Origin of the sequence: Microbacterium sp. NPDC090007, from assembly GCF_044748345.1 — a bacterium.
In the GTDB taxonomy this organism is placed as follows: Bacteria; Actinomycetota; Actinomycetes; order Actinomycetales; family Microbacteriaceae; genus Microbacterium.
The window spans coordinates 166,153-189,575 of record NZ_JBIVFV010000004.1 but is presented as its reverse complement, the minus strand read 5'-3'; the positions used below and the strand labels follow the sequence as shown (position 1 = coordinate 189,575).

Sequence of the window (23,423 nt, the reverse complement as noted above, 5' to 3'; positions counted from 1 at the left end):
CGCGGCGGGCGCGCGTGCAAGAAGCGCTGACCGGATACGGGTTCATCGCGCCGAACATGCTGCTGATGGGGCTGTTCCTGTTCGTGCCCATCGTTCTCGCGGTGCAGCTGTCGTTCACCAGTTCGCGCGGGTTCGGCGACCCCGAATGGGTGGGCCTGGCCAACTACACCCGCATGGTGGGCGACCCCGTGTTCTGGCAGAGCCTGGGCAACACCCTGCTCTTCACCGCCATCACCGTCCCAATCGAGCTTCTCGGCGGCCTGGCGCTCGCGGTGCTGCTCAACTCGGTGCTGCCCGCAAAAGGCGTCTTCCGCACGATCATCGTGCTGCCGCTGGTCATTTCGGGAGTGGCATCCGGAATGATCGCGGTCACCATCTTCAGCGAGGGCTCCGGAATCATCAACAAAGCACTGACCTCGGTCGGTGCGGCCCCGATCGCGTGGCAGTCCGACGGCACGGCGGCGTTCGTATCGGTGATGGTGACGGCGATCTGGCTGCGGATCGGATTCAACATGGTGATCTACCTCGCCGGCCTGCAGAGCGTGTCGCCGGAGCTGTACGAAGCTGCGCGTCTGGACGGAGCGGGGCGGTGGCAGCTGTTCCGCAGCATCACGGCGCCGCTGGTCGGACCGTCGACGTTCTTCTTGCTGATCATGAACGTCATCGCGTCGTTCCAGGTGTTCGACATCGTCTTCGTCATGACCGGGGGCGGGCCCGGGTTCTCGACCTCGGTTCTGGGCACCTACGCGTACCGCAACGGCTTCCAGATCCGCGAGCAGGGATACGGCGCCGCGCTGGGCGTCGTCATCCTGCTCATCACCCTCGTATTCACGTACATCCAATGGCGCACGAGTCGCTCGCGCGACACCGTCGAGTAGGGGACGACCGTGACTTCATCCACCCTCACGCAGATCGCTCCCCTCGGGGAACCGCCGCAGAGAACGCCCTCCCGCCGCCGTCGTCGGCGCGATGGATCGGCGCTGGGGCTCGGCATCCGTATCGCCCTGGCCGTCGTGGCGTCGGCGGTGATCTTCTTTCCGCTGTACTGGATGGTCGTCATCGCGTTCTCGCCGCGCGGTGAGGTGTTCCGCCCCGGCGGGGTGCAGTTCTGGCCGAGCACGTTCAGCACCGAGAACTTCGCGTCGCTGTTCGCGCGGTTCCCGATCGCGGAGTGGTTCACGAACTCGCTCGTCATCGGCGCCTTCGTCACGGCGCTGACCGTCATCGTGAACCTGCTCGCGGGGTACGCCTTCGCGCGGATCCGGTTCGCGGGCCGCGGCATCCTGTTCATCCTGGCGCTGGCGACGCTGATGATCCCTGTGCAGGCGATCATGGTCGCGCAATTCCGGCTCGTGACCGGATTGCAGCTGACGGGGACGTATTGGTCGGTCATTCTGCCCGGGGCGGCGGCCGCCTTCGGGCTGTTCCTGGCGCGGCAGTTCTTCTTGAGCATTCCGGAGGAGCTGATCGAGGCCGCGCGAATGGACGGGGCTAGTCACCTGCGGACGTTCCTGCAGATCGTCCTGCCGCTCAGCAAGCCGCTCATCGCCGTCCTGACACTGCTGACCCTGCTCGGTAGCTGGAACGACTTCGCGTGGCCGCTCATCGCGCTGAAAGACCCGGCCCTGTTCACGCTGCCGATCGGTCTGCTCTACCTGAAGGGGCAGTCGACGCCCGATTACAGCGCCAGCATGGCGCTGGCCCTGATCTCGGTCGTGCCGATGGTGCTGCTGTTCCTGTTGTTCCAGCGGTATTTCGTCCAGGGCTTCGCGCGCAGCGGCATCCGTTAGCCGCAGTCCTATCAAACGGGGTTTCTCGACACAATGTCCCCCAAAAGGGGGACGTGTGGCGTATGGTTTCTGCATCGGCACCCCATCCGTTCCAGCCGGGGTGACGAAGAAGCAACAGACCGACATTCCGGAGCAGTTCCCTACGCGTCTCGAAGGCGAGGAGCAATGCGAAACGACTATACGCAGCAGGCTGCGTTGCCGCTCTGGGCGACACCCCTGGTCACGATCATGTTGTGGGCGGCTGTGGTCGTCCTCGCGGTGGCCGGTGCCGTCATGCTGACCATCCACGGTGACACCGGAGTTCTTCTGATGGTCGCCGCTCTCGTCGTCGCGGCTCCTGCTGCGGCCTCGAGCCACCACCGCAGTTATCTGTAACAGTCTTGCCTGCTCGGTCGGGGGACCGAGGGCGGTACTGAGAGCCAGTGGGGGGGATGGGAAAGTCCCGGGTCGAGAGGCCCGGGACTTTCTTTCTGTGCGGGGTGGGTGCCGGGGAGATCGCGGCGCAGAGGTCCTCGGAGCGTTCTCACCTCATCGCGCGGCCGGTGCCGGCGGGGGCGCCCGGCGGGGTCAGGCGAGGTTGCGCCAGATGGCGGTAACGCGTCGATTGGCTTCGTCGAGCAGTTCTGCGGTCTTCTGAGCGGCCTCGGTGGTCGCTTTCAGCGTCGCGCGGCGGTCGAGCATCTGCCACGCCCATTGCGCGTGCAGGCGTTCGTACGCCCGCTGTGCCTGTCCGCTCCACTGTGCACGGAGGGCATCAGATTCTTTCTCGAGCTCCGCGAGGTGGGACTCGATGGCGGTGGCGCTGTCGGTGAGGGCTGAGAGCAGTTGTGCGTGGCGGGCAGGGTCGAAGGTGATGGTCATCGCCGCAGCTCCTCAAGCCGAAACAGATGTGCGCAGTTCATGGCTGCCCCCCAAAGCGGGGAGAAGGCGAGACGGTCGGTCGTTTCTCCAACTCGGCAGAGTCGCCCGGGGCGCAGAGCGATGTTCCTGATATCGAGTACAAAGCTGGCCCGGTTGAAAACGCGACGGTCTGAACACCTCCACCCCGGGCATAGACGGCCGGGATCGGACTCTCGACAAGGCTGGCTCTCATGCCGAGCCCCTTCCAGTACTCGTACACTCGCCGTGCGTCGGACGCCGGGTCCTCTCCACGGTCGGTTGTGATCGACCAGGCGAAATCGCTTACCTCTGGGCTTCCACATGGCCCTGGTGCTGGGCGGCCGCTATTCGAAGCCCAATCCGTCGAGGCCGCGAGAAGGGCCGTGTCCTCTATCGTCGAGACGAGGAGGTCCTCGACTTCTGTTGCGTTCCTTCGGGACTCGGCGGAACTGCAGCCAGGTACATAGAGAAGAACGGCGGCGATCAAAAGCACACTCAATGCTTTACGTGCTTCAGTACGGGTCATCTTCGATCCACCTTCTCGATGTCGGAGGCGTAATTTGCTCTCCGTGTCCGGTTGTCGCGCGCGCGATGTTGGCAAGAGATTCGGTGCCCCTATCGAGGTAGCCGTCGCCCTCTGCGGTGCTTGTCGAGTGGCTACCAACAGGAACGAGGGTTCCGCCGCCATCGCCTGTGCCGAACGGTCGCGCGCCGAACTCTGGGTCCATCGGATTCGAAGGGTGGTGCGATATCCGACCAATCCATGCCAAATCGTCACCGCTTGCGCCGATGAGAGGGGGCACGTCTGTGGCTTGGCCCGCGAACACTGCGTCGGCGTTGAGGTCGCTCGCCTGGTCGATCTCGGAGGGAAAACCCGCGCTGCCGATGGCGACAAAGGTATCTACGCGTAGTGGACCACCCGCAAGCGCGATGGACGACGTCGTTGATCCGTAGCTGTGGCCAAGAAGGTTCATCGTCGCGCCCGAGTTCACTGCGTCCACCCCCAGCAGCGCCCGATTCAATCGATCTGCACCCTTCAGCGCGTCTTCATTCCCCAGGACGGAGAAGTCTCCCGATGCGGGAGAGGACGGCGCTCGGTAGCCGATCCAGGCAATCACCGAGTGCGTCCTGCTGGGGTCGATAGTGACTTGCTCGTCGTGCAGGTTTTCGCAGGATTGAGCCCACTCGCGCATGTTCGCCGCCTCCGAAGTCATGCCGGGGACAGCAATCGTGACGTTGTCCGCCGTGTCAGGATTCCCGATCGCAACAGCAGCAAGCGGCGGATGGTCAACCGTCAGACTGACCAAGAGTCGGGATGGTCGATCGGCATCCGATTCGAGCCCGTCGCGGACTCCCCGGAGAGCTTCGAGCTCCTCACGAGCAGCTTTCAGCCGTCGCTGATGCTCCCCGATGTCGACGGCCGTGGGTGGTGGCGTGAGCGGCAGGGGAGTTTCAGCATCCGCAATCTCTCCTTCAGCGTCACGCAGGCGCTGGGCCAGCGCCCTTCGATTTGATTTGTCGCGCGCGTCAAAGGGAATGCCCTCAAGGGTTCCGACCGCTTCTGATGCGGACACGACCAGCGCGTTCTGTGCCGCGACCGAAAGGCCCGTCCACCATCGGTTGACCGCCGCGGCATCCAGTTGCTTCAGGAGGGCGACGAGGTCGGGGCGCGCCGCGAGGACGTCGTCGATGTCGGCCGCGGACAGCGAGGCGAGCAAGGTCGCCGCCTGCTCGGAAGTTGAGACCCTCTCGGCGACGCGCTGCCACCCTTCGGGGGAGAGGGTCGGTTGCGCCGCGGCCGTTCGGATGATGCCCGCCGCGCGGTCGCCGGCCTCGGCGACACGCGACTGCGCGTGCCGCAGAATCGACCACGCCTTCTCGCGCAACGTCTCGGCGCGGGTCGCGTCCGCCTGCGTCGTCGGCAGCAGCGGAGCCGACGCGTCGGCCTGTAGCGCCTGGAGCCAGGTGTCGATGGCGATGCCCGCCTGGTCTCGCGCCCAGCTGAGGGTCGAGTTGTACTCCTGCAGCGCGGCGGAGGCGACCGTCAGCGACTCGTGCAGGGGCTTCCACGACGCGGAGACCTTGCGAACGTGTCGAGCGAAGGCGGCGGGGGCGGAACCTTTCCATCCCTCCGGAGTGCCGACCTTGGCGAGGGCGGCGCCGTTGTCGTCGGCGCGGCCCGCCCGCGCCCTCCATCCCCGTATCGCCGCGTCGATGGATGCGGGGGAGCCCGGGACGAGGACGGCCGGATCCGTCGACATCGAACCGATCATCAGACGCCCCCGTCCGACCGCCGGAGAGCGCTCGCCGCCTCGTCGTCGGCGTCCTCGTACGCCGCGGCGCTGTCGTGGAGGGCGTCGGGGATGCGGCGCATGTCGTCGACGCGAGCACTCCACGCGGCATCCGTCGCCGAGGCGAAGTGCCCGATCGCGTCGGACAGCCCGCCGTGACCGACGTCGGACGGGCGTTCCGTCGGCGTCTCGGCCGCTGCGACGTCGGCGAGCTTGCGCACGACGCCGGCCGTGCTGGTGAGGGCATCGGGATCGACCGAGAACGTGGACATGCGTTCCAGCTAAGACCGCGGACCCCGCGGAGAGGGGGTTGTCCACAGGTGAAATGCGCGCCCGAGAGGGTGAACCTCGACGCGGGGGAGCGGCATCCGGGAAAGGCAGAAGGCCCCGGATCTTGCGATCCGGGGCCTTCTTCTTGTTGCGGGGGCAGGATTTGAACCTACGACCTCTGGGTTATGAGCCCAGCGAGCTACCGAGCTGCTCCACCCCGCGGCACAAGAGAAAACATTACGCCGAGATGAACGACATGGCAAATCCGGGCATACCGCCCGGGAGTGTCGCGCGAGAATGTGCTGATGAGCATCGCTTTCGGCGATTCTCGTGTCGGTGGTGCTCATCGGAGTCGTGGTGTGGGTTATCGACGTGATCGACGATGTGGGTGCGGCCGCGACCGCGGGAGTCGTGCGGGAGCGGTCATCCTCGTACTGTGGATCGTGGTCCCGGCGTCCGTCCGGCGCCGGGGGAGAGGGACAGCGCGATGAACCACGACAGCGTCGGCCTCGCCATCGGTCAGTTCGCGCCGGTCGCCTCACGGGCGTCGAACCTCGCCGACATCGAAGCGGCGACGCGCACCGCCGTGAGCCGCGGTGCGCGGGTGATCGTCTTCCCCGAGTACTCGAGCTACTTCGTCGACCCGTTCGACGCCTCGCTCGCCCAGAACGCCGAAGACCTCGACGGGCCCTTCGTCCAAGCCCTCACCGCCCTGGCCGCCGAGCTCGACGTCACCATCGTGGCGGGGGTGCTCGAGAAGGCCGACGACGGCCACCGCGTGCGCAACACGGTCGTGGCGGTCGGGGGTGACGGCATCCGCTCGGTGTATCGAAAGCTCCACCTGTACGACGCCTTCGGCCAGCGGGAGTCGGACTGGGTGGAACCCGGCGAGATCGCGCCCCCGCAGACGTTCACGGTCGACGGACTGCGGTTCGGTCTGATGACGTGTTACGACCTGCGCTTTCCCGAGGTGGCGCGGACCCTCGCCGACGCGGGCGTCGACGTCGCCCTCGTCCCGGCCGAGTGGGTGCGCGGACCGCTCAAAGAGCACCACTGGCGCACCCTGCTGCAGGCGCGGGCGATCGAGAACACGTTCTTCGTCGTCGCGGCCGACCACACGCCGCCCCTCGGGGTCGGGCACTCCATGATCGTCGACCCGCAGGGCGTCATCCTGGCGCAGGTGGGCACGGCCACCGACGTCGCGGTGGCCCACATCGACCCGCAGGCGATCGCGCGCGCGCGGCGCGTCAACCCGGCGCTCGAGTTGCGGCGTTACCGCGTCACCCCGCGCTGACGAACCCTGACCACTGACGGATGCCGGGGGCCGGCCGACCTAAGACAGCCGCTGCGACTGCCGGATCAGCGACACACGGCGCGTACGCCACAGCCCCACGCGCACGAGAGCCATCGTGTACCCCTCGTGCGTCAGCCGCGCGATGGTCTCGTCGGTCAGGCGCAGATGCGGTTCGGCGCGCTCCCAGCGCAGATCTTTTCCGTACAGCTCCATCACGCGTGCGGGCCGCGAATGCAGTGCGTTGTGTTTACGAGACATCGTCCCCACTTCCCCCAGAACGCGGGGGCGAATCCCGCGTTCAGCCGAAAAGTACCACGCCCACATTTCGTGTTTCGTCGCCCGGGTAACGGCGAGGAGAAGAATGCCCCGTGGGGCGATGTCAGGGTTGCCGGCGGGTGAGCGTGATCTTCACCGTCGCTTCGGCGCCCGCCTGGGCGATGAAGAGCAATTGCCCCTTCGCGCTCAGCGTCAGCCCCACCTCGACCTGGTTCACGCCCCACGTCGAGATGTCATCGTCGATGCCGTCGACCACGGCGGTCAGTTTCTCGATCGTGTCGTGCCAGCTCTCGCGCAACGCGTCGACGCTCGCCTCGACGATCTCACCGCCGGTCGGGGCGACGCCCGGCGTCTGGCGTGGTGCGTAGATCTCGACGCTCCAGTCGTCCGGCATGGGGGCTCCTCGGGGTGCGGGGTGGGTGGCGGCGACGGACTCCGCCACCGCGGTGTGCGGGTGAGTGGCTTCGACGGTCTCCGCCATCGGGAGCATGCGCGACGAGGGACTGCGAGCGCAATGGCTGGCGCCGACGGGAATCACCCGTCATGCTCCGACGCTCAGCCGCGCGACATCCCGGCGAGGCGCTCCGCGGCGTCGGCGAGCACCTCCACGCGTTTGCACGCGGCGAACCGCACGAGCGTCGCGTACCGGTCGCGATGAGCGGGCGAGACGAAAGCGGTGAGCGGGATGCCGACCACCCCGGCGCGACCGGGCAGCTCGCGGCAGAAGGCGTCGGCGTCCGCGGCGCCGAGGGGGGCGGCATCCACCACCGTGAAATACGACCCGCCCGGCGTCGAGACGTCGAAACCGGCCGCGCGCAGCCCCGTGCCCAGCAGCGCCGCCTTGGCCGCCATGTCGGACGCCACCGACGCGAAGAACTCGTCGGGCAGCCGCAGCCCCACCGCGATCGCCGGCTGGAAGGGCGACGCGCCCACGTAGGTGAGGAACTGCTTGACCGCGAGCACCGCCGACACCAGCTCGGCCGGCCCGGTGACCCACCCCGTCTTCCACCCCGTGAGCGAGAAGGTCTTGCCCGCCGACGAGATCGACAGCGTGCGCTCGGCCGCCCCGGGCAGCGTCGCGACGGGCACGTGCGGGCCGTCGAACACCAGGTGCTCGTACACCTCGTCGGTGACGATGATCGCGTCGTGGCGGTGCGCCAGGCGCACGACCTCGTCGAGCACCTCGCGCGAGAACACCGTGCCCGTCGGATTATGCGGATCGTTGACCAGGATCACGCGCGTGCGGTCGGAGACGGCGGATGCCAACTGCTCGAGGTCGGGCTGGAAGTCGGGCCAGCCGAGCGGCACCGGAACGAGCTTCGCGCCCGACAGGGCCACGCACGCCGCGTACGAGTCGTAGTACGGCTCGAAGACGACGACCTCGTCGTCGGCGGAATCCACCAGCGCCAGCAGGGTCGCCGCGAGCGCCTCGGTCGCCCCCACGGTGACCAGGACCTCGCGCGAGGGATCGAGGGCGATGCCGTAGAACCGCTGCTGGTGCTCGGCGACGGCGGCGAGCAGGTCGGCGAAGCCGCGCCCCGGCGCGTACTGGTTGACGCCATCCGCGATCGCGCGGCGGGCGGCATCCATCACCTCTGCCGGACCGTCCTGGTCGGGGAATCCCTGCCCGAGGTTGAGCGCACCGTTCGCCGAGGCGAGCGCGCTCATCTCGGCGAAGATCGTCGGAACCGCGGAGCCGTCGGGGGAGAGGAGTCCGGCACCGCGGGCCGTGCGCTGCCACGCGCCGGAAATGTGCTGCATGACACCAGGATGCCGCACACACGGCCGGCGCAAGCGGGAATGCCGTGGGGCGTGTACCTGCTAGACCCATAGAGGCGGCTCACGCTCGTCATAGGTGGCCCACAGGATCCGAGGTCATCGTAGAAGCGCCTGGAAGAAGGAGCATCCCATGAGCGACACCACGGACAACCGTCCCGAGGGTAACGACCACAGCCACACCTCGGCGGAGGCGAACGGCGCCGTCCCCACGACGCCGCGCCACGACGCCCCCCACCTCGGCGAGGGCACCCCCGCCGCCCCGCGGGGCGACGTGCCCCCCATGCCGACGCGATCGCCGGCCGCGGCGGCCGCCGCCTGGCCCCCGCCCGCGCCGGGCTCCGCGCCGCAGCACCCCGGCTACGCCTCGGCCCCCTCGGGCGCGAACGCACCGACCGGACAGGCCTTCGGCCCCGGCGCCACGAACGCGCACCCCACGCTGACGCTGCCCGACACGGCATCCGCCGACAAGCCCCGCAAGAAGAGCTCGGCGCCGCGCATCGCGGCCCTGCTCGTGGCCGCGGCCCTCGTCGGCGGCGGCGCGGGCCTGGGCGGCACCTACGCCGGCCTGAGCCTGTGGGGCGGCTCGGACGCCTCGACCGTCTCGGGGCCCACCGCGATCACGGTCAACGACCCCGAGGACGTCAACGCCACCGCCGCCGTCGCCAGCAAGGTCGTGCCCAGCGTCGTCACCATCAGCGCGACCGGCTCGCAGGGCGGTGGCACCGGTTCGGGCGTCGTCCTGAGCGCGGACGGCTACGTCCTCACCAACACCCACGTCGTCACCCTGGACGGCCAGACCGGCACCGCCCGGATCTCGGTCACCACCAGCGACGGCAAGGTGTACGCCGCGACCGTCGTCGGCACCGACCCCACCTACGACCTCGCCGTCATCAAGCTCGAGGACGCGTCGGGCCTGACCCCGATCGAGTTCGGCGACTCGTCGCAGCTGAACGTCGGCGACAACACCGTCGCCGTCGGCGCGCCCCTCGACCTGCCGAACACCGTCACCACCGGAATCGTCAGCGCGCTGAACCGGTCCATCCAGGTCGCCTCGTCGGCCGCGCCCTCGGACGGCTCCGACCAGGAGCAGACCGAGCCCGGCCAGGAGAGCCCGTTCCGCTTCGACTTCGGTCAGGGCGAGCAGTCGCAGACGGCCAACCAGACCATCAAGATCGCCGTCATCCAGACCGACGCCGCCATCAACCCCGGAAACTCCGGCGGCGCGCTCGTCGACGACGAGGGCAAGCTCATCGGCATCAACGTCGCCATCGCGAGCGCCGGCGGATCGTCCTCGGGCGGGCAGTCGGGCAACATCGGCGTCGGCTTCTCGATCCCCTCCGACATCGCCAAGCGCATCTCGAGCGAGATCATCGAGAACGGCTCGGCCACCCACGGTCTGCTGGGTGCCTCGGTTCAGGATGCCGCGTCCCAGCAGGGCGCGACCACCACCGGTGCGTACGTGGCCGAGGCCGTCAGCGGCGGCGCCGCGCAAGCCGCGGGCCTGCGCGAGGGTGACGTGATCACCGAGTTCAACGGCATCCCGATCACCAACTCCATCGACCTCACCGCCCAGGTGCGCGCGCTCGCCGCGAACACCACGGCCGAGCTCACCTATCTGCGGGGCGGTCGGGAGCAGACGGCCGAGGTGACCCTCGGTTCGATGCCGACCAGCTGAGCGCTCCGCTCCCCAGCGCCGAGACGCCGCCCCGCTTCGTGCCGGGGCGGCGTCTCGTGTGTGTGGGGGCGTGCACCGGGTGTCGTGTCGGGGGTGACGGCGGGCGTCCTCGCGAACGCGAAAACGCCGCTCCGAGATCTCGGAACGGCGTTTCGGCGCGGCGGGCGTCAGGCGGCAGCGAGCACCCGGACGCGATGTGCGTCTTCGTGCTGCTGCCAGGTGGCGGCGTTGAGCAGCAGACCCGACGACATGGCCGCCTGGTCGGCGAGCTGACGCAGGTATCCGCCCGACAGCGGCTCGGATTCGACCGCGCCGTACTGGAAGCGCATCGAGATCGAGGGCTGCACCCACAGGGTGGTGCGCTTGTGACCGGCGGCCTCGTCGGTCCAGGTGATCGTGAAGGATTCGCCGCGGCGGAGCTTCGTCGACAGAACCACCTGCAGGTACTGCAGAAGGCGGTCGTCGATCGAGATCGGCTGCGCGTCGGAACTGTAGAAGAGCGTGCCCATGGAGGACTCCTGGTGGTGCGGGTGTGTCAGAAGACGAGGGGGAGGACGACAGCGGCGCTGAGGCCGCAGACCGCGACGCTCGCCCAGACGACGACGGCCGCGAGGCGTGAACCGGTGACGGCGCCCGCGGTCGGAATGAAGGTGGAACGGTGCCGCAGCGGTGCGGTGGGGGTGAGGACGGTGCCGGTCATCGGGGCGTTCCCTTCTTCGTGTCGTCCGAGGATGGTCAACCTCGGTGATCGATAGCCTAGCAGGTATTTAAGTAAACTAGAGATCAGGTAAGCTGACATTCACGCCAACTGATCGCTAACGCGAGAACCTAAGCGCGTTAGATATAGTGGGGCTCGTTCGGACGACAGAAGGGGAGCGGACCGATGCAGACGGAACCCGACTCGACGTCACCCCTGATGACGGCGTTGATCGAGTTCTGCCGGTCTCGCGACGAAGCGGCGGCGAAGGCGCGCAAGCAGCTCGGCGTGAACGAACTCGACGCGAAGGCCCTCGCCTACGTCGGCGCCCATCCCGGCATCCGTCCGTCCGCCCTCGCCGTGCACCTCGGTGTGACGTCCGCGGGGGTTACGACCATGGTCGAACGCCTCGTCCGCCGCGAGATCCTGCGACGCGAGCTCGATCAGAACGACCGCCGCGTCAACCACATCCACCTCGCCGTCGACCTCGAGAAAGAGCCGTGGTCGCAGCTCGCCCGCTTCGACGAGACGTGCCGCCGCATCATCACGAGCCTCGACTCGCAGATCGAGGTCGATCTCGCCGACTTCCTGCAGCAGACGACGAAGGCCGCGAACGAGCAGGTCGAGCGCATCGACGCTCTCGCCGAGGACGGCATCTCGGCCGCGTGACGCGGGGCGTGTGACGCGCGGCTGGGCATCGATGCAGACCCTTGTGCGCACTCGCCGTCGCGCCCCGGCGCTCTGAACGGCGATCGTGCGCCCCGAGGAGGCCGCGCCCCGCCGCCCCGCCCCGGTCAGTCCAGCGGCGCGAGCCGTCCGATCGCGGCGAGCGGGATGCCGACCCAGTCCGGCCGGTTGCGCGTCTCGTAGATCGCCTCGTACACGGCCTTGTCGAGCTCGAACGCCGCGAGCAGTGCGTCATCGCCGTCGCCCGCGACTCCCGCGGTCTCGCGGTATCCGGCCAGGAACGCCTGCTGGGCCGCGATGACCCACGCGCGCACGGCCGCGCCGTCGTCGTCGGCGACGGCTCCCGAGACGTAGTCGAACGAGCGGAGCATGCCGGCCACGTCGCGCACGGCGACATCCGGGCGCAGGCGCTCCGAGATAGGTCGCAGAGGCTCGCCCTCGAAGTCGAGCAGGACCCACCCGTTGGCTGCCGTGTCGAGCACCTGTCCGAGGTGCAGGTCGCCGTGCACGCGCTGCAACGCCGGCCACGGGGCGGTCGCGGCGGCGGCGTAGACCGCGCGGATCCGGTCGGCGTACGGCGCGAGGGCGGGGACCTCGGCGAGGGCGATCGCGAGACGGCGCTCCCACGCGCCGACCACGGCGGCGCGGTCGGCCGCATCGGGCTCGATCGTCGGGAACTGCTGCGCCAGGGCGACGTGCATCCCGGCGACGCTGGCGCCCAGTGCGCGGGCGCGGGCGGCGAAGTCCTCACCGGCCGCGGCGGCGTCGAGCGCGACGCGCCAGGCGTCCTCGACGCCGTCGAAGAACTCCTGCGCGAAGGCGAGCGAGCCGCTCACGGGCACGCCCTCGGGCGTCGTCCACGAGCCGCGCACTTCGCCGATCGCCGCCGGCACGAACGCGGCACCGCCGGCCGCGAGGGCGGACTGCAGCTCGACGTCGGGGTTGATGCCGGGGTTCACCTGGCGGAAAAGCTTGCAGATGACGGGTCGGCCCTCGCCCTCGGGGCGGAAGATGAGCGACGTGTTGGACTGCTCCCCGCTGAGAACACGCGCGGTGGCGCGCGGAGCGGCAGCTCCCGCCTCGGTGGCCAGCGCGATGCCGATGAAACCGTCCTGGGCGGTGCCCACCTCGCCGCCGGCGGTGACCCAGCGGTAGAGCAGGTCGGTGAAGGCGGCGTCGGTGGTGGCATCCGCCCACACCTGTCCGTCGGGGGCCGGTCCGATCAGACTGCCCGGGGGGACCGAACCCTCGGCGCGCCGCGCGACCGGCACTTGATACACGATGGCCGGCTGGACGGCCTCGTCACGCACGAGGAGCAAGTGCGCATCCGCACCGTCGAGGGGCCAGTCCGCGACCACCGTGAGGCGCGGATCGCGGCCCTTCGTGCCGTACCAGCGCTGACGCGGCATCCAGAAGGCCAGGGATTCGAGGAGGTCGCCCATGTCGCGAGGCTAACGCGCCCGGTGCCGCCGCGCGCGGGACTTGCGCCCGGGGTGTCGTCGATGAGAAGAGGTCAGGATGCCGGGGCCTCGGGCGCGGCGTCATCGTCGCGCCGGCCGCGGCGCGGGAGCGCGTTCCTCGCCGCGTCGACGGCGCCCGCGAGGACGTTCCCGGCACGTCGTACACCCCCGGCGGCGGCGCGTTCGAGGCGCTCGCTGCCGGGACGGGGCTCGAGGTCGGGCGGCAGCTGGGCGGGAGGAGCGCCGAAGGCGCGGCGCGCGTTCACCAGGACGCGACGCCCGAGGATGTGATTGCCCGTGCCGCCGACCACCGCGCCCACGCCGAAGGGCAGCGCCTTGCCGATCCACGAGGCGCCGCCGCGCGTGGCGAACTGCCGGACGAACGTGGTCTTCATGCGGTCGACGAGGGGGCCGACGGCCGCGCGCGGCAGGGTCTTCGTGATCATCTCGCCCCAGTAGTTCGACCGCGTCGTGCCCCGCCCCGCGGCCTGCGCAGCGAGCTGCGAGACCAGGTCGACCCCTTCTTTTCCGAGCATCAGGGCGAGGACCAGGGCGCGGGCGCGATCGGGGTCCTCGATGGCGACCCCGTGCACCTCGGCGACCGACTGCGCGTACAGCGCGGTCGCCTCGAGGAAGCCGAGGGTCTCGACGCCGCTGAGCGCGAGGGTGACGCCCGTGCCGATCCCCGGGACCACGGCGGTCGCCCCGACGGCCGCGCCGCCCGTGGTGACCGCGGCGAGATAGCGACGCTCGAGGATCTTCAGGATGTCGTCGACCGAGGCGTTGGGGTGCCGCAGACGGATGCTGCGCAGATGGGCGAGCACGACGGGACGCTGCACGGACAGCACGCGGTCCAGCATCCGGATCGTGCGGGGGTGCTCCTCCGACCCCACCGGTGGCAGGCCGCCCTTCCAGGGTGCGTCGTTCGGAAGGGAATGGATGCGATGCACCTTCTCGGACATGCACACATCCTCCACGGCCAGCCTGAATGCGCGCGGTGCCTTGACGGCATCCGGTTCGAACCCGCCACGGCACGTCCGGCGCCCGCTCACAAGGGTCGGGCGGTGTCGGAGGGGGTTGATAGTTTGGTGCGATGACAGCGTCGCTGCCGGAGCTCCCAGACACGTCCTCTTCTGACACCGAGGGTGCCGCGACGAGCGCTGAACCGTCCGCGGCCGCCCCCACGCCGCGGACGAGCGCGGCGAAACGCCCGGCGCGATCGAAGGCGGCGACGGGTTCGGACGATGCGGTGGATGCCGCGTCCGCCGCGTCGACGTCTACGCCTGCCGCGACCTCCGCGTCTGCCGCGACCTCCGCGTCTGCCGGATCGAAATCCACGCCTGCCGCCAAGCCGCGCGCTCCCCGATCCGCGACGGCCCGTGCTACGGGCTCTGCCGATGCGACGGGGACGACCGGTGCGTCGAAGAAGCCCGCGACGCCGCGTGCCGCGGGTGCGTCGAAGAGGCCCGCGACTCCGCGCGCCGCGAGTGCGGCCAAGAAGCCCGCGACCCCGCGAGCCACGGGTACGACCGGTGCGGCCAAGAAACCGGCGACCCCGCGCGCGACGGCCAAGAAGCCGGCCGCTCCGCGCGCGACGCCTGCGGCCGCGACAGAGGCGGTGCCGGCCGTCGGCGCTTCGGTCGTACCGCCCGTCGCGTCCGCGGCCGTGCCGCCCGTGCCCGCCGAGCCCATGCCGCCCGTACCCGCCGAGGTCGACGCGTCGACCGGCGTCGCCTCCGAGCCCACTCCGCTCGCCGTGGTCGGGGGTGCCCGATCGACGGGTGGCCCTGTGCAGGACGACACCGCGGCGACGAAGAGGGCTGCGCAGCAGGCAGCTCCCGCGGGTGACGTCGTGACCGCGCCCAGCTCCGCGCCGCCGACCCCGGCGGCCGCCCTCGTTCTCGACGACATCGTCGTTCCGCCGCGACCGCCGCTGCCTGTGCCCGCGCCCGCGCTGGGACACGCCTCTACCGAGCACGACGACCCGCCCACGGATGACGAGACCCCGGGTGCCGACGTGCCACCCGTCGCGGCGGATCCGACGCCCGCCGATGTCCTCCCCGTCGCGGCGGATCCGACGCCCGCCGACGTGGCGATCGAGGAGCCGCAGGTCGAGACCCCGCCGGTCGGAACCGATGACGAAGCGATCGAGCGGGGACGCTTCCTGGCGCCGGACGCGGTCGCCGCGTCCGTGGGTGCGACCCCCGGCGACTCCGAGCCGCTCGCCGCCACCGGGGATTCCGAGAACTCGAGCGCGCGGGACGGTCTCGTCGTCGAGCGGCCGCTCGACGAGGTCGGTGCCGCCGCGGCCGAGACCGACCCATTGGTCGAGCTCGCCGAGGCCGCGCCGTCGTCGGCTCCCGCCGATCCGTCGCCGCCGGACGTCCGGGTCGACGAGGTCGCCGACGTCACGGCGACGACCGATTCCGAGCTCGACGACGCGTCCGCGGCGATGTCCGCGCCGGAGGCGCCCGCGGCGCCCGAGACGACCGCCGCGTCTGAGACGCCCGCCTCGCCCGAGACGACCGGCGCGCCCGAGACGACCGGCGCGCCCGAGACGACCGCCGCGCCCGAGACGACCGCCGCGCCCGAGACCGCCGCGTCCGAGACGCCCGCCTCGCCCGACGCCGCCGCGTCTGAGACACCCGCCGCGTCCGAGACGCCCGCCGCATCCGAGGCCGACACCGTCTTCGAGTCCGAGTCCCAGCCCGCGTTCGAGCCCGGGCTCGAGGCCGAGGACGTCCCCGCGCACGCCGCCGGGTCGGATACCTCGCCCGACGCCGGAACGGCGACCGTCTCCGCGACCGAGACCTCGGTCGTGCCCGACCCCGATACCGAGGCTGCGCCCGCGACCGCCGTCGGCGCCCCACCCACCCTCGAGCCCGAGGCGCTGGCATCCCCGTCCGGATTTTCCGAGGACGACACCGCGGTCCCCGCCCTGTCGCTGCGTCACGTCACGAAGAACTTCGGTGAGCTGCGCGCCGTCGACGCGATCGACCTGACGGTCCCCGCGGGGTCGTTCTACGGCCTGGTCGGGCCCAACGGCGCGGGTAAGACGACGACCCTGTCGATCATCGCCGGCCTGCTGCGCGCCGATGCGGGCACCGTCACCATCAACGGCGTCGACGCCCACAAGCGCGCCCGCGAGGCCAAGAAGCTCATCGGCGTCCTGCCCGACCGGCTGCGCACCTTCGATCGGCTCACCGGCCGGCAGCTGCTGTCGTACTACGGCGCGCTGCGCGGGCTGCCGGGAGCCCTGGTCGAGAGCCGCATGGCCGACCTCGCCCGTGCCTTCGATCTGGTCGACGCGCTCGCGCGGCCGGTGTCGGATTACTCCGCCGGCATGACCAAGAAGGTCATGCTCGCGGGGGCGATGATCCACTCGCCGCGCCTGCTCGTGCTCGACGAGCCCTTCGAAGCCGTCGACCCGGTGTCCAGCGGCGTCATCCTCGACATCCTCGGCGCCTACGTCGACCACGGCGGGACGGTGATCCTCTCCAGCCACGGCATGGAACTGGTCGAGCGGGTGTGTTCGCGGGTCGCGGTCATCGTCTCGGGCCAGGTGCTCGCAGAGGGCGCCGTCGACGAGGTGCGCGGCGAGGGCACGCTCGAGCAGCGCTTCCGTGAGCTGTCCGGGGGACTCGGCGACGTGGAGGGCCTCGAATGGTTGCACACGTTCTCCGCCTGAGACTGGCCATGATGCTCGGCGCCCTCCGGGGCGACCGACGCGACGTCATCCGCCGATCCGTCGGCGTGATCGTCCTCATCGCCGCGACCGTCGTCGCGGCCACCAGTGCCGCCGGTCTCGCGGATGCCGGTCGCCTCACCACCGCGGTCGTCACCGTGCTCGCCGGATCCGCCGTCACCCTCGGCTTCGCCGTCGGGCCGCCCATCACGGCCTCCGTCGACCCGCTCGATCCCCGCCGCTTCGCCGTCGTCGGACCCGAGCCGCGCCCCCTCGCCGGGGCCCTGCTGCTCGCCGGGTTCCTCAGCGTCCCGGTGCTGGTCGTCCTCGTGCTGGGGGTGTCCCTCGCCGTCGCGTGGGGCGCGCACGGAGCGCACGCGGTCGCCGCTGCGGCATCCGTCATCCTCGGCGCGACCACGTGCGTGCTCTTCGCGCGCGTCAGCATGGCACTCGGCGCGCTGGTGCGCCGGCCCCGGCAGTCGCGCGAGCTGATGAGCGTGTACCTCGTCGCCGTGCTCGTCGTGGTCGTACCCGTGGGGGTCTTCCTCGGCTCGCTCGAATGGCGGGGGGCGGTGCCCTCGCAGCTGGCCTCGGCGGCCGAGATCCTGGCCTGGACGCCGATCGGCGCCGCCTGGGGCATCGCGCTCGCGCCGTCGGCCGCGGCCGCCGTCGGCAGCGTGGTCGTGGCCCTCGCCACGGTGGCGGCGCTCGCGGTGGCCTGGTTCGCCCTCGTCCAGCTGCTGTTGACGACCACGCCGCGACCCGCTCCCGTGCGCGAGCGCAGCGGGCTCGGGTGGTTCTCTCTGCTGCCCGGAACGCCCGGGGGAGCGGTCGCCGCGCGCAGCCTGTCCTACTGGCTGCGCGACCGCCGATACGTGGTGAACGTCGTCGTCGTGCCGATCGCCGCCGTCGTCTCGACCGTGCCGCTGCTCGTCGCCGGCGTCCCTTTCGAACTGGCGGTGCTGCTGCCCGTGCCGATCATGGCGCTGTTCTTCGGGTGGCTGCCGCACAACGACCTCGCCTACGACTCCACCGCGCTGTGGATGCACATCGCCAGCGGCATGCGCGGCATCTCGGACCGCGTCGGTCGACTCGTGCCGGTGCTGCTCATCGGCATCCCGATCCTCGCGGTGAGTCTGCCGCTCGCCATCGTCGCCCACGGTCGATGGGTGCTCTTCCCCGCCATGGTGGGGGTGTGCGCGGCACTGTTCCTCGCCGGCCTGGGGCTGTCGAGCATCTCATCGGTGCTCGCGCCCTACGCCGTGTCCCGACCCGGCGACAGTCCCTTCCAGCAGCCGCAGCGCACCGGATCCGGCGGCGTCGTGGCGCAGGGACTCGTCATGGCGGGTGCCATCCTCGCGGCCCTGCCGTCGATCGTGCTGACGTGGCAGGCGATCAACGGCGCCACCATCGACGCGATGTTCGCGCTGTGGGTCGGCGTCGGAACGGGAGCCGGTGTGCTCGTCGTGGGTGTGGCCATCGGATCCGCCGTGTTCGAGCGCCGAGCCACCCGCCTGATGGAGTTCGCCGAAGCCACCTGACGGCCGGCTCTCCGACCCGATGTGCTCGACCGCGGCTACACTGGCTCTCCATGAGCACGCCTCTCGACAGACCGGACAGCGGGGGCCTCGCGACCCTCGACCGCGAGCTCGAAGAGCTCATCCGCGAAGAGAACATCGAGCCCGGCGACCATGAGCGCTTCTCGCACTACGTGAAGAAGGACAAGATCCTCGAGTCCGCCATCACGGGCAAGCCCGTGCGAGCGCTCTGCGGCAAGAAGTGGACCCCGGGGCGCGACCCCGAGAAGTTCCCCGTCTGCCCGCAGTGCAAAGAGATCTACGAGTCCCTCATCAACTGAGCACGGCCGGTCGCCGCTGGGCGACCGCGCCCGCGACGCGCGCTGCGGCGGCTGGTCCGCCCGCAGATCGCGTCGGCGGCGGCTGAGCTCGCTGACCACGTCAGTGGCGGCCGAGCCTGTCGCCGAGCCTCCGCGGTCACTCCGCGTCGCGGTACTGCGTCGCCAGAGCCGGGTCGGACCTGCTCAGCGCCAGCGCGCGCACCGGCAGTTCCTCGCGCACGCGTGCGTGGTGCGCCCGCGCGGCGGCCACCCCGTCTCGGCCGAGGGCTGCGGCATCCGCTTCTCCCTGAGACATCAGCATGGTCTGCAGCGCGCGGGCGTCGGGATGCTCGGCGGCCGTCGACAGCTGCTCGAACCCGTCGCTGACGACGACGAGCTCCGACGTCGCCGTGCCCGCATCGAGCGTGCGGAACGCCGCCTTGCGTCCGCCGTGCGAGGCCTTCTCGGCCGAGGCCTTGGCCACTCCGACCCATGATCCGTCTGCCGCTTCGCGCGCGACGAGCTTGAACACCAGCCCCGCGGTCGGCACCCCCGAGCCGGTGGCGACCGACGTCCCCACCCCGTACGAATCGACGGGGGATGCCGCCAGCGCGGCCAAGGCGTACTCGTCGAGGTCGCTGGTGACCGTGATCCGCGTCGCGGTCGCGCCGAGGTCGTCGAGCAGGGCGCGGACCTCGCCCGCCACGATCGGCAGATCGCCCGAGTCGATGCGCACCCCACCCAACCCGGTGCCGGCGACGCGCACGGCCGTGCGGACGCCCTCGGCGATGTCGTACGTGTCGATCAGCAGCGTGGTGCCCGTGCCGAGCGCGGCGATCTGCGAGCGGAACGCGTCCTCTTCGGTGTCGTGCAGCAGCGTCCACGCGTGGGCGGCGGTTCCCATGGTCGGCACTCCCCAGCGGCGGCCCGCCTCGAGGTTGCTGGTGGCCGAGAACCCGGCGATGTACGCGGCACGGGCGGCGGCGACGGCGGCCTCTTCGTTCGCGCGGCGCGAGCCCATCTCGGCGAGGGGACGGTCGCCCGCCGCGACGCTCATGCGCGCCGCCGCCGTCGCGACGGCGGAGTCGTAATTCAGGATGCTGAGCGCCAACGTCTCGAGCAGCACGGCCTCGGCGAAGGTCCCCTCCACCGTCAGCAGCGGCGACCCCGGGAAGTACACCTCGCCCTCGCGGTACCCGGTGATCGACCCGGTGAAGCGGTAACCGGCGAGGAAGTCGACGGTGGCGGCATCCACGATCTTCTCGTCGCGCAGGAAGCGGAGTTCGTCGTCACCGAACCGGAAGTCGCGAATCGCCTCGAGAAGGCGCCCCGTTCCGGCGACCACACCGAACCGCCGACCGCCCGAGAGACGGCGGCCGAACACCTCGAACACGCAGCGACGCGAGGCGGTGCCGTCGCGCAGTGCCGCGTCGAGCATCGTGAGTTCGTACCGGTCGGTGTGCAGGGCGGTGCTGCGGCTCATGGCGCCAGCCTATTGCGGCGCTCGCGCCCCGCCGCTCCCGCCCCGCCCGCCCGCACGCGCCGCCGAACCCCGCCCGATAGGCTGGACCCCTATGAACGACGCGCCGATCGGGATCTTCGACTCAGGGGTCGGCGGTCTGACCGTCGCCCGGGCCGTGTCGCAGCAGCTGCCGCGCGAGTCGGTGCTCTACATCGGCGACACCGCGCGCTCGCCCTACGGACCCAAGCCCATCGCCGACGTCCGCAAGTACGCCCTCGAGGTGCTCGACACGCTGGTCGACCAGGGCGTCAAGATGCTCGTGATCGCGTGCAACACCGCGTCGGCCGCGATGCTGCGCGACGCCCGGGAGCGCTACGACGTTCCGGTGGTCGAGGTGATCGGCCCCGCCGTCCGCACCGCGATGTCGACCACCCGGAACGGTCGGATCGGCGTCATCGGCACGACCGGCACGATCGGATCCCGCGCCTACCAGGACATGCTCGAGGTCAACGAGCGTCTGACGGTGTTCGCCGAGGCGTGCCCGCGTTTCGTCGAGTTCGTCGAGGCGGGCGTCACCGACTCGCCCGAGGTGCTCGCCACGGCCGAGCAGTACCTCGCGCCTCTGCGCCACGCCGGCGTCGACACCCTCGTGCTCGGCTGCACGCACTACCCCTTCCTCGAGGGAGTGATCAGCTACGTCATGGGCCCCGACGTGAGTCTCGTCTCGAGCGACAGCGAGACGGCGAAGGACGTCTTCCGGCAACTGGTCTCGCGCGACCTGCTCGCGAGCCCGGATGCCGTCTCCCACCACCGCTACGAAGCCACCGGCTCGTCGGCTGACGATTTCGTGCGCTTGGCGCACCGCCTGATGGGCCGCGAGGTGCGCGAGGTGCAGCTCGTGCAGACCGGCGCCATCGACCTGCCGCGCTGAGGCGTGGCATCCATTCCCGTTCCCCTGGAGGACCCCATGACCCGCAAAGACGGCCGCACGAACGACGAGCTCCGCCCCGTCACCATCGAACGCGGATGGTCGGCGCACGCCGAGGGCTCCGCGCTCGTGACGTTCGGCGGCACCAAAGTGCTGTGCACGGCATCGTTCACCAACGGCGTTCCGCGCTGGCTGACCGGCAAGGGCAAGGGCTGGGTGACCGCCGAGTACGCGATGCTCCCGCGCGCGACGAACAGCCGCAACGACCGCGAGTCCATCAAGGGCAAGGTCGGCGGTCGCACGCACGAGATCTCGCGCCTGATCGGCCGCGCCCTGCGCGCCGTCGTCGACACCAAGGCCCTGGGCGAGAACACGATCGTCATCGACTGCGACGTGCTGCAGGCCGACGGCGGCACACGCACCGCGGCGATCACGGGGGCCTACGTCGCCCTCGCGGATGCCATCGCCTGGGGCCGCGAGAAGAAGTTCATCGGCCAGCGGGCCGAGGTGCTGCGCGACTCGGTCGCCGCGGTGTCGGTGGGCATCGTCGACGGTGAGCCGATGCTCGACCTGGCGTACGTCGAGGACGTGCGCGCCGAGACCGACATGAACGTCGTCGTCACCGGTCGCGGACTGTTCGTCGAGGTGCAGGGCACCGCCGAGGGCGCACCCTTCGACAAGGCCGAGCTCGACCGTCTGCTCGAGCTGGGCGTGAACGGCTGCGCCGAGCTGCGCGGCATCCAGACCGCGACCCTCGAGGGCTGACATGGCGCGCGTCGTCCTCGCCACCCACAACCCGCACAAGGTCGAGGAGTTCCAGGCGATCGTCGCCCAGGTGCGTCCCGACCTCGAGGTGGTCGGATACGACGGCCCGGAGCCCGTCGAGGACGGGGTGACATTCGCCGCGAACGCGCTGATCAAGGCGCGCGCGGCGGCGGTGCACACGGGACTGCCCGCGCTGGCCGACGATTCCGGCGTCGCGGTGGACGTGCTGGGCGGTTCGCCCGGGGTCTTCTCGGCGTATTGGGCGGGGCACAAGAAGGATGCCGCGGCCAACCTCGAGCTGCTGCTGGACCAGCTGTCGGATGTCGCCGATCCACACCGCACCGCGCGATTCGTGTCGGTGATCGCGCTCGTACGGCCGGACGGAACCGAGGACACCGTGGAAGGCCGCTGGCCGGGTCGTCTGGCGACCGCGCCCGCGGGTCCGGGTGGCTTCGGGTACGATCCGATCTTCATCCCCGACGGGCAGCCCGCCGGTGCCGAGCGCACCGTGGGGGAGTGGACGGCGGCCGAGAAGAACGCGCAGTCGCACCGGGCACGGGCGTTCGAGCGGCTGGTGCCGCTGCTGACGCAGCTGTAGCGACACCGGTTCTCATTCCCGACTGCCCCCGCAGCACGCGAACCCCGCCGCGACCGCCCTAGCCTGGATCCATGCACGATCACGCGCCGGCCGGCGGCATCCGCGATGCCAGCAGCAAGCGCCTGCTCGCGACCGCCCTGACGCTCACCGCCACGGTGATGGTCGTGCAGGTCGTCGGCGCGATCCTGTCCGGCTCGCTCGCGCTCCTGGCGGACGCCGCGCACATGTTCACCGACGCCGCGGCTCTCGTCGTGGCACTCGTGGCGACCTCGATCGCCGCGCGCCCGGCCGATGACCGGCGGACGTTCGGCTACCAGCGCGCCGAGGTGCTCGGTGCGCTGGCCAACGGCGTCATCCTGATCGCCCTGTGCGCCTGGGTGGGCGTGGAGGCCGTGCAGCGACTGCTCGCTCCCGCCGAGGCCGAGGTGCAGGGCGGTCTCATGCTCGTCGTGGCGACCGTCGGCATGATCGCGAACGCGGTGTCGATGTGGCTGCTCGGGCGCGCGCAGAAGCGCAGCATCAACGTGCGCGGGGCCTACCTCGAGGTGCTCGGCGATCTGGTCGGGTCGATCGCGGTGATCATCGCGGCCGTGGTGATCGTCGCGACGGGGTTCTCGCGGGCGGATGCCATCGCCTCGCTGTTGATCGCGGTGATGATCGTGCCGCGGGCCGTCGGTCTGCTGCGCGAGGTCGTCGTCGTGCTGACCGAGTCGGCGCCCGTCGGGGTTCACGTCGCCGAGATCCGCGCGCACCTGCGCGAGGCCGACGGCGTCGTGGACGTGCACGACGTGCACGTGTGGCAGCTCACCCGCGGTGCTCCGGTCTTCAGCGCGCATGTGATCGTCGAGGATGCCGCGCTCGAAGACGGCCGTGCCGCGACGATCCTCGCCTCGCTGCAGACGTGCCTGGCCGACCATTTCGACGTCGAGCATTCGACGTTCCAGCTCGAGCCGGCGGGCCACGTCGAGCACGACACGCGCCACGCCTGACCGGATCCCGAGGTCATCTCGTCGCGGGGAGTTGGGCGGGAGTTCGTGTGCGGGCGACGGG

Annotated in this window: 24 protein-coding genes and 1 tRNA gene; 13 read left to right on the top strand and 12 right to left on the bottom strand. The window is 70.6% G+C overall.

Annotated features, from left to right (window positions below):
• Window positions 1–14: 14 nt before the first annotated feature.
• From ACIPVB_RS14030 to ACIPVB_RS14020, 3 genes are all read left to right on the top strand, one after another.
• Window positions 15–878: a carbohydrate ABC transporter permease gene (locus ACIPVB_RS14030; protein ID WP_400369669.1), complete on the top strand. Its 864-nt coding sequence runs from the start codon at window positions 15–17 to the stop codon at window positions 876–878.
• A gap of 9 nt (window positions 879–887) precedes the next feature.
• A complete protein-coding gene (locus tag ACIPVB_RS14025) occupies window positions 888–1,790 on the top strand; it encodes a carbohydrate ABC transporter permease (RefSeq protein WP_400369668.1) in 903 nt (300 codons plus the stop codon).
• 165 nt (window positions 1,791–1,955) lie between these two features.
• On the top strand, window positions 1,956–2,165 hold the full coding sequence (locus ACIPVB_RS14020; RefSeq protein WP_400369666.1) for a hypothetical protein: 210 nt from the start codon (window positions 1,956–1,958) through the stop codon (window positions 2,163–2,165).
• A 192-nt stretch (window positions 2,166–2,357) separates the two neighbouring features.
• Here the strand turns inward: ACIPVB_RS14020 and ACIPVB_RS14015 are convergent, their stop codons facing one another.
• The 4 genes from ACIPVB_RS14015 to ACIPVB_RS14000 all read right to left on the bottom strand — a co-directional run bounded on the left by ACIPVB_RS14015 (window position 2,358) and on the right by ACIPVB_RS14000 (window position 5,452).
• Window positions 2,358–2,651 carry a WXG100 family type VII secretion target gene (locus ACIPVB_RS14015; protein ID WP_400369664.1) on the bottom strand — a complete coding sequence of 98 codons (294 nt, stop codon included), beginning with the start codon at window positions 2,649–2,651 and terminating at the stop codon, window positions 2,358–2,360.
• Window positions 2,652–3,181: 530 nt separating this feature from the next.
• Window positions 3,182–4,930 carry an alpha/beta hydrolase gene (locus ACIPVB_RS14010; protein ID WP_400369662.1) on the bottom strand — a complete coding sequence of 583 codons (1,749 nt, stop codon included), beginning with the start codon at window positions 4,928–4,930 and terminating at the stop codon, window positions 3,182–3,184.
• Between the two features lie 11 nt (window positions 4,931–4,941).
• The gene (locus tag ACIPVB_RS14005; protein ID WP_400369661.1) at window positions 4,942–5,232 is read right to left on the bottom strand and encodes a hypothetical protein; all 291 of its coding nucleotides are present in this window, start codon (window positions 5,230–5,232) and stop codon (window positions 4,942–4,944) included.
• A 146-nt stretch (window positions 5,233–5,378) separates the two neighbouring features.
• Window positions 5,379–5,452: transfer RNA gene (locus ACIPVB_RS14000), tRNA-Met, on the bottom strand.
• A gap of 265 nt (window positions 5,453–5,717) precedes the next feature.
• On the opposite strand from ACIPVB_RS14000, the gene ACIPVB_RS13995 reads away from it, so the two are divergent.
• The gene (locus tag ACIPVB_RS13995) at window positions 5,718–6,524 is read left to right on the top strand and encodes a carbon-nitrogen hydrolase family protein (RefSeq protein WP_400369659.1); all 807 of its coding nucleotides are present in this window, start codon (window positions 5,718–5,720) and stop codon (window positions 6,522–6,524) included.
• A 39-nt stretch (window positions 6,525–6,563) separates the two neighbouring features.
• Here ACIPVB_RS13995 and ACIPVB_RS13990 read toward each other — a convergent pair whose 3' ends face one another.
• The 3 genes from ACIPVB_RS13990 to ACIPVB_RS13980 all read right to left on the bottom strand — a co-directional run bounded on the left by ACIPVB_RS13990 (window position 6,564) and on the right by ACIPVB_RS13980 (window position 8,561).
• A complete protein-coding gene (locus ACIPVB_RS13990) occupies window positions 6,564–6,782 on the bottom strand; it encodes a hypothetical protein (protein WP_400369657.1) in 219 nt (72 codons plus the stop codon).
• Between the two features lie 121 nt (window positions 6,783–6,903).
• Window positions 6,904–7,194 carry a hypothetical protein gene (locus ACIPVB_RS13985; RefSeq protein ID WP_400369655.1) on the bottom strand — a complete coding sequence of 97 codons (291 nt, stop codon included), beginning with the start codon at window positions 7,192–7,194 and terminating at the stop codon, window positions 6,904–6,906.
• A 161-nt stretch (window positions 7,195–7,355) separates the two neighbouring features.
• The gene (locus ACIPVB_RS13980; protein WP_400369654.1) at window positions 7,356–8,561 is read right to left on the bottom strand and encodes an aminotransferase class I/II-fold pyridoxal phosphate-dependent enzyme; all 1,206 of its coding nucleotides are present in this window, start codon (window positions 8,559–8,561) and stop codon (window positions 7,356–7,358) included.
• 148 nt (window positions 8,562–8,709) lie between these two features.
• Between ACIPVB_RS13980 and ACIPVB_RS13975 the strand changes: the two genes are divergently transcribed.
• A complete protein-coding gene (locus ACIPVB_RS13975) occupies window positions 8,710–10,254 on the top strand; it encodes a S1C family serine protease (RefSeq protein ID WP_400369653.1) in 1,545 nt (514 codons plus the stop codon).
• Window positions 10,255–10,421: 167 nt separating this feature from the next.
• On the opposite strand, the gene ACIPVB_RS13970 is transcribed toward ACIPVB_RS13975, so the two are convergent.
• The gene (locus ACIPVB_RS13970) at window positions 10,422–10,763 is read right to left on the bottom strand and encodes a hypothetical protein (RefSeq protein WP_400369652.1); all 342 of its coding nucleotides are present in this window, start codon (window positions 10,761–10,763) and stop codon (window positions 10,422–10,424) included.
• Between the two features lie 26 nt (window positions 10,764–10,789).
• A complete protein-coding gene (locus tag ACIPVB_RS13965; protein WP_400369651.1) occupies window positions 10,790–10,954 on the bottom strand; it encodes a hypothetical protein in 165 nt (54 codons plus the stop codon).
• 183 nt (window positions 10,955–11,137) lie between these two features.
• Between ACIPVB_RS13965 and ACIPVB_RS13960 the strand changes: the two genes are divergently transcribed.
• The gene (locus ACIPVB_RS13960; RefSeq protein WP_400369650.1) at window positions 11,138–11,620 is read left to right on the top strand and encodes a MarR family winged helix-turn-helix transcriptional regulator; all 483 of its coding nucleotides are present in this window, start codon (window positions 11,138–11,140) and stop codon (window positions 11,618–11,620) included.
• Window positions 11,621–11,745: 125 nt separating this feature from the next.
• On the opposite strand, the gene ACIPVB_RS13955 is transcribed toward ACIPVB_RS13960, so the two are convergent.
• Window positions 11,746–13,080 (bottom strand): aminoglycoside phosphotransferase, encoded by a 1,335-nt coding sequence (locus ACIPVB_RS13955; RefSeq protein WP_400369649.1) that lies wholly within the window; start codon window positions 13,078–13,080, stop codon window positions 11,746–11,748.
• A 71-nt stretch (window positions 13,081–13,151) separates the two neighbouring features.
• Entirely contained in the window at window positions 13,152–14,060 is a 909-nt protein-coding gene (locus tag ACIPVB_RS13950) for a hypothetical protein (RefSeq protein ID WP_400369648.1), read from the bottom strand.
• Between the two features lie 704 nt (window positions 14,061–14,764).
• On the opposite strand from ACIPVB_RS13950, the gene ACIPVB_RS13945 reads away from it, so the two are divergent.
• The 3 genes from ACIPVB_RS13945 to ACIPVB_RS13935 are packed head-to-tail and all read left to right on the top strand — an operon-like array spanning window position 14,765 to window position 18,641.
• Complete coding sequence (locus tag ACIPVB_RS13945; RefSeq protein WP_400369647.1) at window positions 14,765–16,786, top strand: ATP-binding cassette domain-containing protein; 2,022 nt, start codon at window positions 14,765–14,767, stop codon at window positions 16,784–16,786.
• Window positions 16,762–18,324, top strand: a complete 1,563-nt coding sequence (locus tag ACIPVB_RS13940; RefSeq protein ID WP_400369645.1) for a hypothetical protein — start codon at window positions 16,762–16,764, stop codon at window positions 18,322–18,324. Before ACIPVB_RS13945 ends, ACIPVB_RS13940 begins: the two co-directional genes overlap by 25 nt.
• Before the next feature lie 50 nt (window positions 18,325–18,374).
• The gene (locus tag ACIPVB_RS13935) at window positions 18,375–18,641 is read left to right on the top strand and encodes a DUF3039 domain-containing protein (RefSeq protein WP_243498275.1); all 267 of its coding nucleotides are present in this window, start codon (window positions 18,375–18,377) and stop codon (window positions 18,639–18,641) included.
• A gap of 136 nt (window positions 18,642–18,777) precedes the next feature.
• On the opposite strand, the gene ACIPVB_RS13930 is transcribed toward ACIPVB_RS13935, so the two are convergent.
• The gene (locus tag ACIPVB_RS13930; protein WP_400369643.1) at window positions 18,778–20,103 is read right to left on the bottom strand and encodes a nicotinate phosphoribosyltransferase; all 1,326 of its coding nucleotides are present in this window, start codon (window positions 20,101–20,103) and stop codon (window positions 18,778–18,780) included.
• Window positions 20,104–20,194: 91 nt separating this feature from the next.
• Here ACIPVB_RS13930 and murI point away from each other — a divergent pair, with 91 nt between their 5' ends.
• The 4 genes from murI to ACIPVB_RS13910 all read left to right on the top strand — a co-directional run bounded on the left by murI (window position 20,195) and on the right by ACIPVB_RS13910 (window position 23,362).
• Window positions 20,195–21,013 carry a glutamate racemase gene (murI, locus tag ACIPVB_RS13925; protein WP_400369641.1) on the top strand — a complete coding sequence of 273 codons (819 nt, stop codon included), beginning with the start codon at window positions 20,195–20,197 and terminating at the stop codon, window positions 21,011–21,013.
• Window positions 21,014–21,049: 36 nt separating this feature from the next.
• Window positions 21,050–21,775, top strand: coding sequence for a ribonuclease PH (rph, locus tag ACIPVB_RS13920; RefSeq protein ID WP_400369640.1), 726 nt, complete (start codon window positions 21,050–21,052; stop codon window positions 21,773–21,775).
• Between the two features lies 1 nt (window position 21,776).
• Window positions 21,777–22,373, top strand: coding sequence for an RdgB/HAM1 family non-canonical purine NTP pyrophosphatase (gene rdgB / locus ACIPVB_RS13915; RefSeq protein WP_400369638.1), 597 nt, complete (start codon window positions 21,777–21,779; stop codon window positions 22,371–22,373).
• A gap of 71 nt (window positions 22,374–22,444) precedes the next feature.
• Window positions 22,445–23,362 (top strand): cation diffusion facilitator family transporter, encoded by a 918-nt coding sequence (locus ACIPVB_RS13910; protein ID WP_400369636.1) that lies wholly within the window; start codon window positions 22,445–22,447, stop codon window positions 23,360–23,362.
• The last annotated feature ends 61 nt before the right edge of the window (window positions 23,363–23,423 follow it).

Bases quoted from the DNA above. Each gene is read 5' to 3' on its own strand.
- ACIPVB_RS13940 (WP_400369645.1), top strand. From the start codon at position 16,762: ATGGTTGCACACGTTCTCCGCCTGAGACTGGCCATGATGCTCGGCGCC.
- ACIPVB_RS13910 (WP_400369636.1), top strand. From the start codon at position 22,445: ATGCACGATCACGCGCCGGCCGGCGGCATCCGCGATGCCAGCAGCAAG.
- ACIPVB_RS13985 (WP_400369655.1), bottom strand. From the start codon at position 7,194: ATGCCGGACGACTGGAGCGTCGAGATCTACGCACCACGCCAGACGCCG.
- ACIPVB_RS13965 (WP_400369651.1), bottom strand. From the start codon at position 10,954: ATGACCGGCACCGTCCTCACCCCCACCGCACCGCTGCGGCACCGTTCC.
- murI (WP_400369641.1), top strand. From the start codon at position 20,195: ATGAACGACGCGCCGATCGGGATCTTCGACTCAGGGGTCGGCGGTCTG.
- ACIPVB_RS13960 (WP_400369650.1), top strand. From the start codon at position 11,138: ATGCAGACGGAACCCGACTCGACGTCACCCCTGATGACGGCGTTGATC.
- ACIPVB_RS13980 (WP_400369654.1), bottom strand. From the start codon at position 8,561: ATGCAGCACATTTCCGGCGCGTGGCAGCGCACGGCCCGCGGTGCCGGA.
- ACIPVB_RS13970 (WP_400369652.1), bottom strand. From the start codon at position 10,763: ATGGGCACGCTCTTCTACAGTTCCGACGCGCAGCCGATCTCGATCGAC.
- ACIPVB_RS13955 (WP_400369649.1), bottom strand. From the start codon at position 13,080: ATGGGCGACCTCCTCGAATCCCTGGCCTTCTGGATGCCGCGTCAGCGC.
- ACIPVB_RS13930 (WP_400369643.1), bottom strand. From the start codon at position 20,103: ATGAGCCGCAGCACCGCCCTGCACACCGACCGGTACGAACTCACGATG.
- ACIPVB_RS14010 (WP_400369662.1), bottom strand. From the start codon at position 4,930: ATGTCGACGGATCCGGCCGTCCTCGTCCCGGGCTCCCCCGCATCCATC.
- ACIPVB_RS14020 (WP_400369666.1), top strand. From the start codon at position 1,956: ATGCGAAACGACTATACGCAGCAGGCTGCGTTGCCGCTCTGGGCGACA.
- rph (WP_400369640.1), top strand. From the start codon at position 21,050: ATGACCCGCAAAGACGGCCGCACGAACGACGAGCTCCGCCCCGTCACC.
- ACIPVB_RS13935 (WP_243498275.1), top strand. From the start codon at position 18,375: ATGAGCACGCCTCTCGACAGACCGGACAGCGGGGGCCTCGCGACCCTC.
- ACIPVB_RS13975 (WP_400369653.1), top strand. From the start codon at position 8,710: ATGAGCGACACCACGGACAACCGTCCCGAGGGTAACGACCACAGCCAC.
- ACIPVB_RS14005 (WP_400369661.1), bottom strand. From the start codon at position 5,232: ATGTCCACGTTCTCGGTCGATCCCGATGCCCTCACCAGCACGGCCGGC.
- ACIPVB_RS14015 (WP_400369664.1), bottom strand. From the start codon at position 2,651: ATGACCATCACCTTCGACCCTGCCCGCCACGCACAACTGCTCTCAGCC.
- ACIPVB_RS13990 (WP_400369657.1), bottom strand. From the start codon at position 6,782: ATGTCTCGTAAACACAACGCACTGCATTCGCGGCCCGCACGCGTGATG.
- ACIPVB_RS13950 (WP_400369648.1), bottom strand. From the start codon at position 14,060: ATGTCCGAGAAGGTGCATCGCATCCATTCCCTTCCGAACGACGCACCC.
- rdgB (WP_400369638.1), top strand. From the start codon at position 21,777: ATGGCGCGCGTCGTCCTCGCCACCCACAACCCGCACAAGGTCGAGGAG.
- ACIPVB_RS13995 (WP_400369659.1), top strand. From the start codon at position 5,718: ATGAACCACGACAGCGTCGGCCTCGCCATCGGTCAGTTCGCGCCGGTC.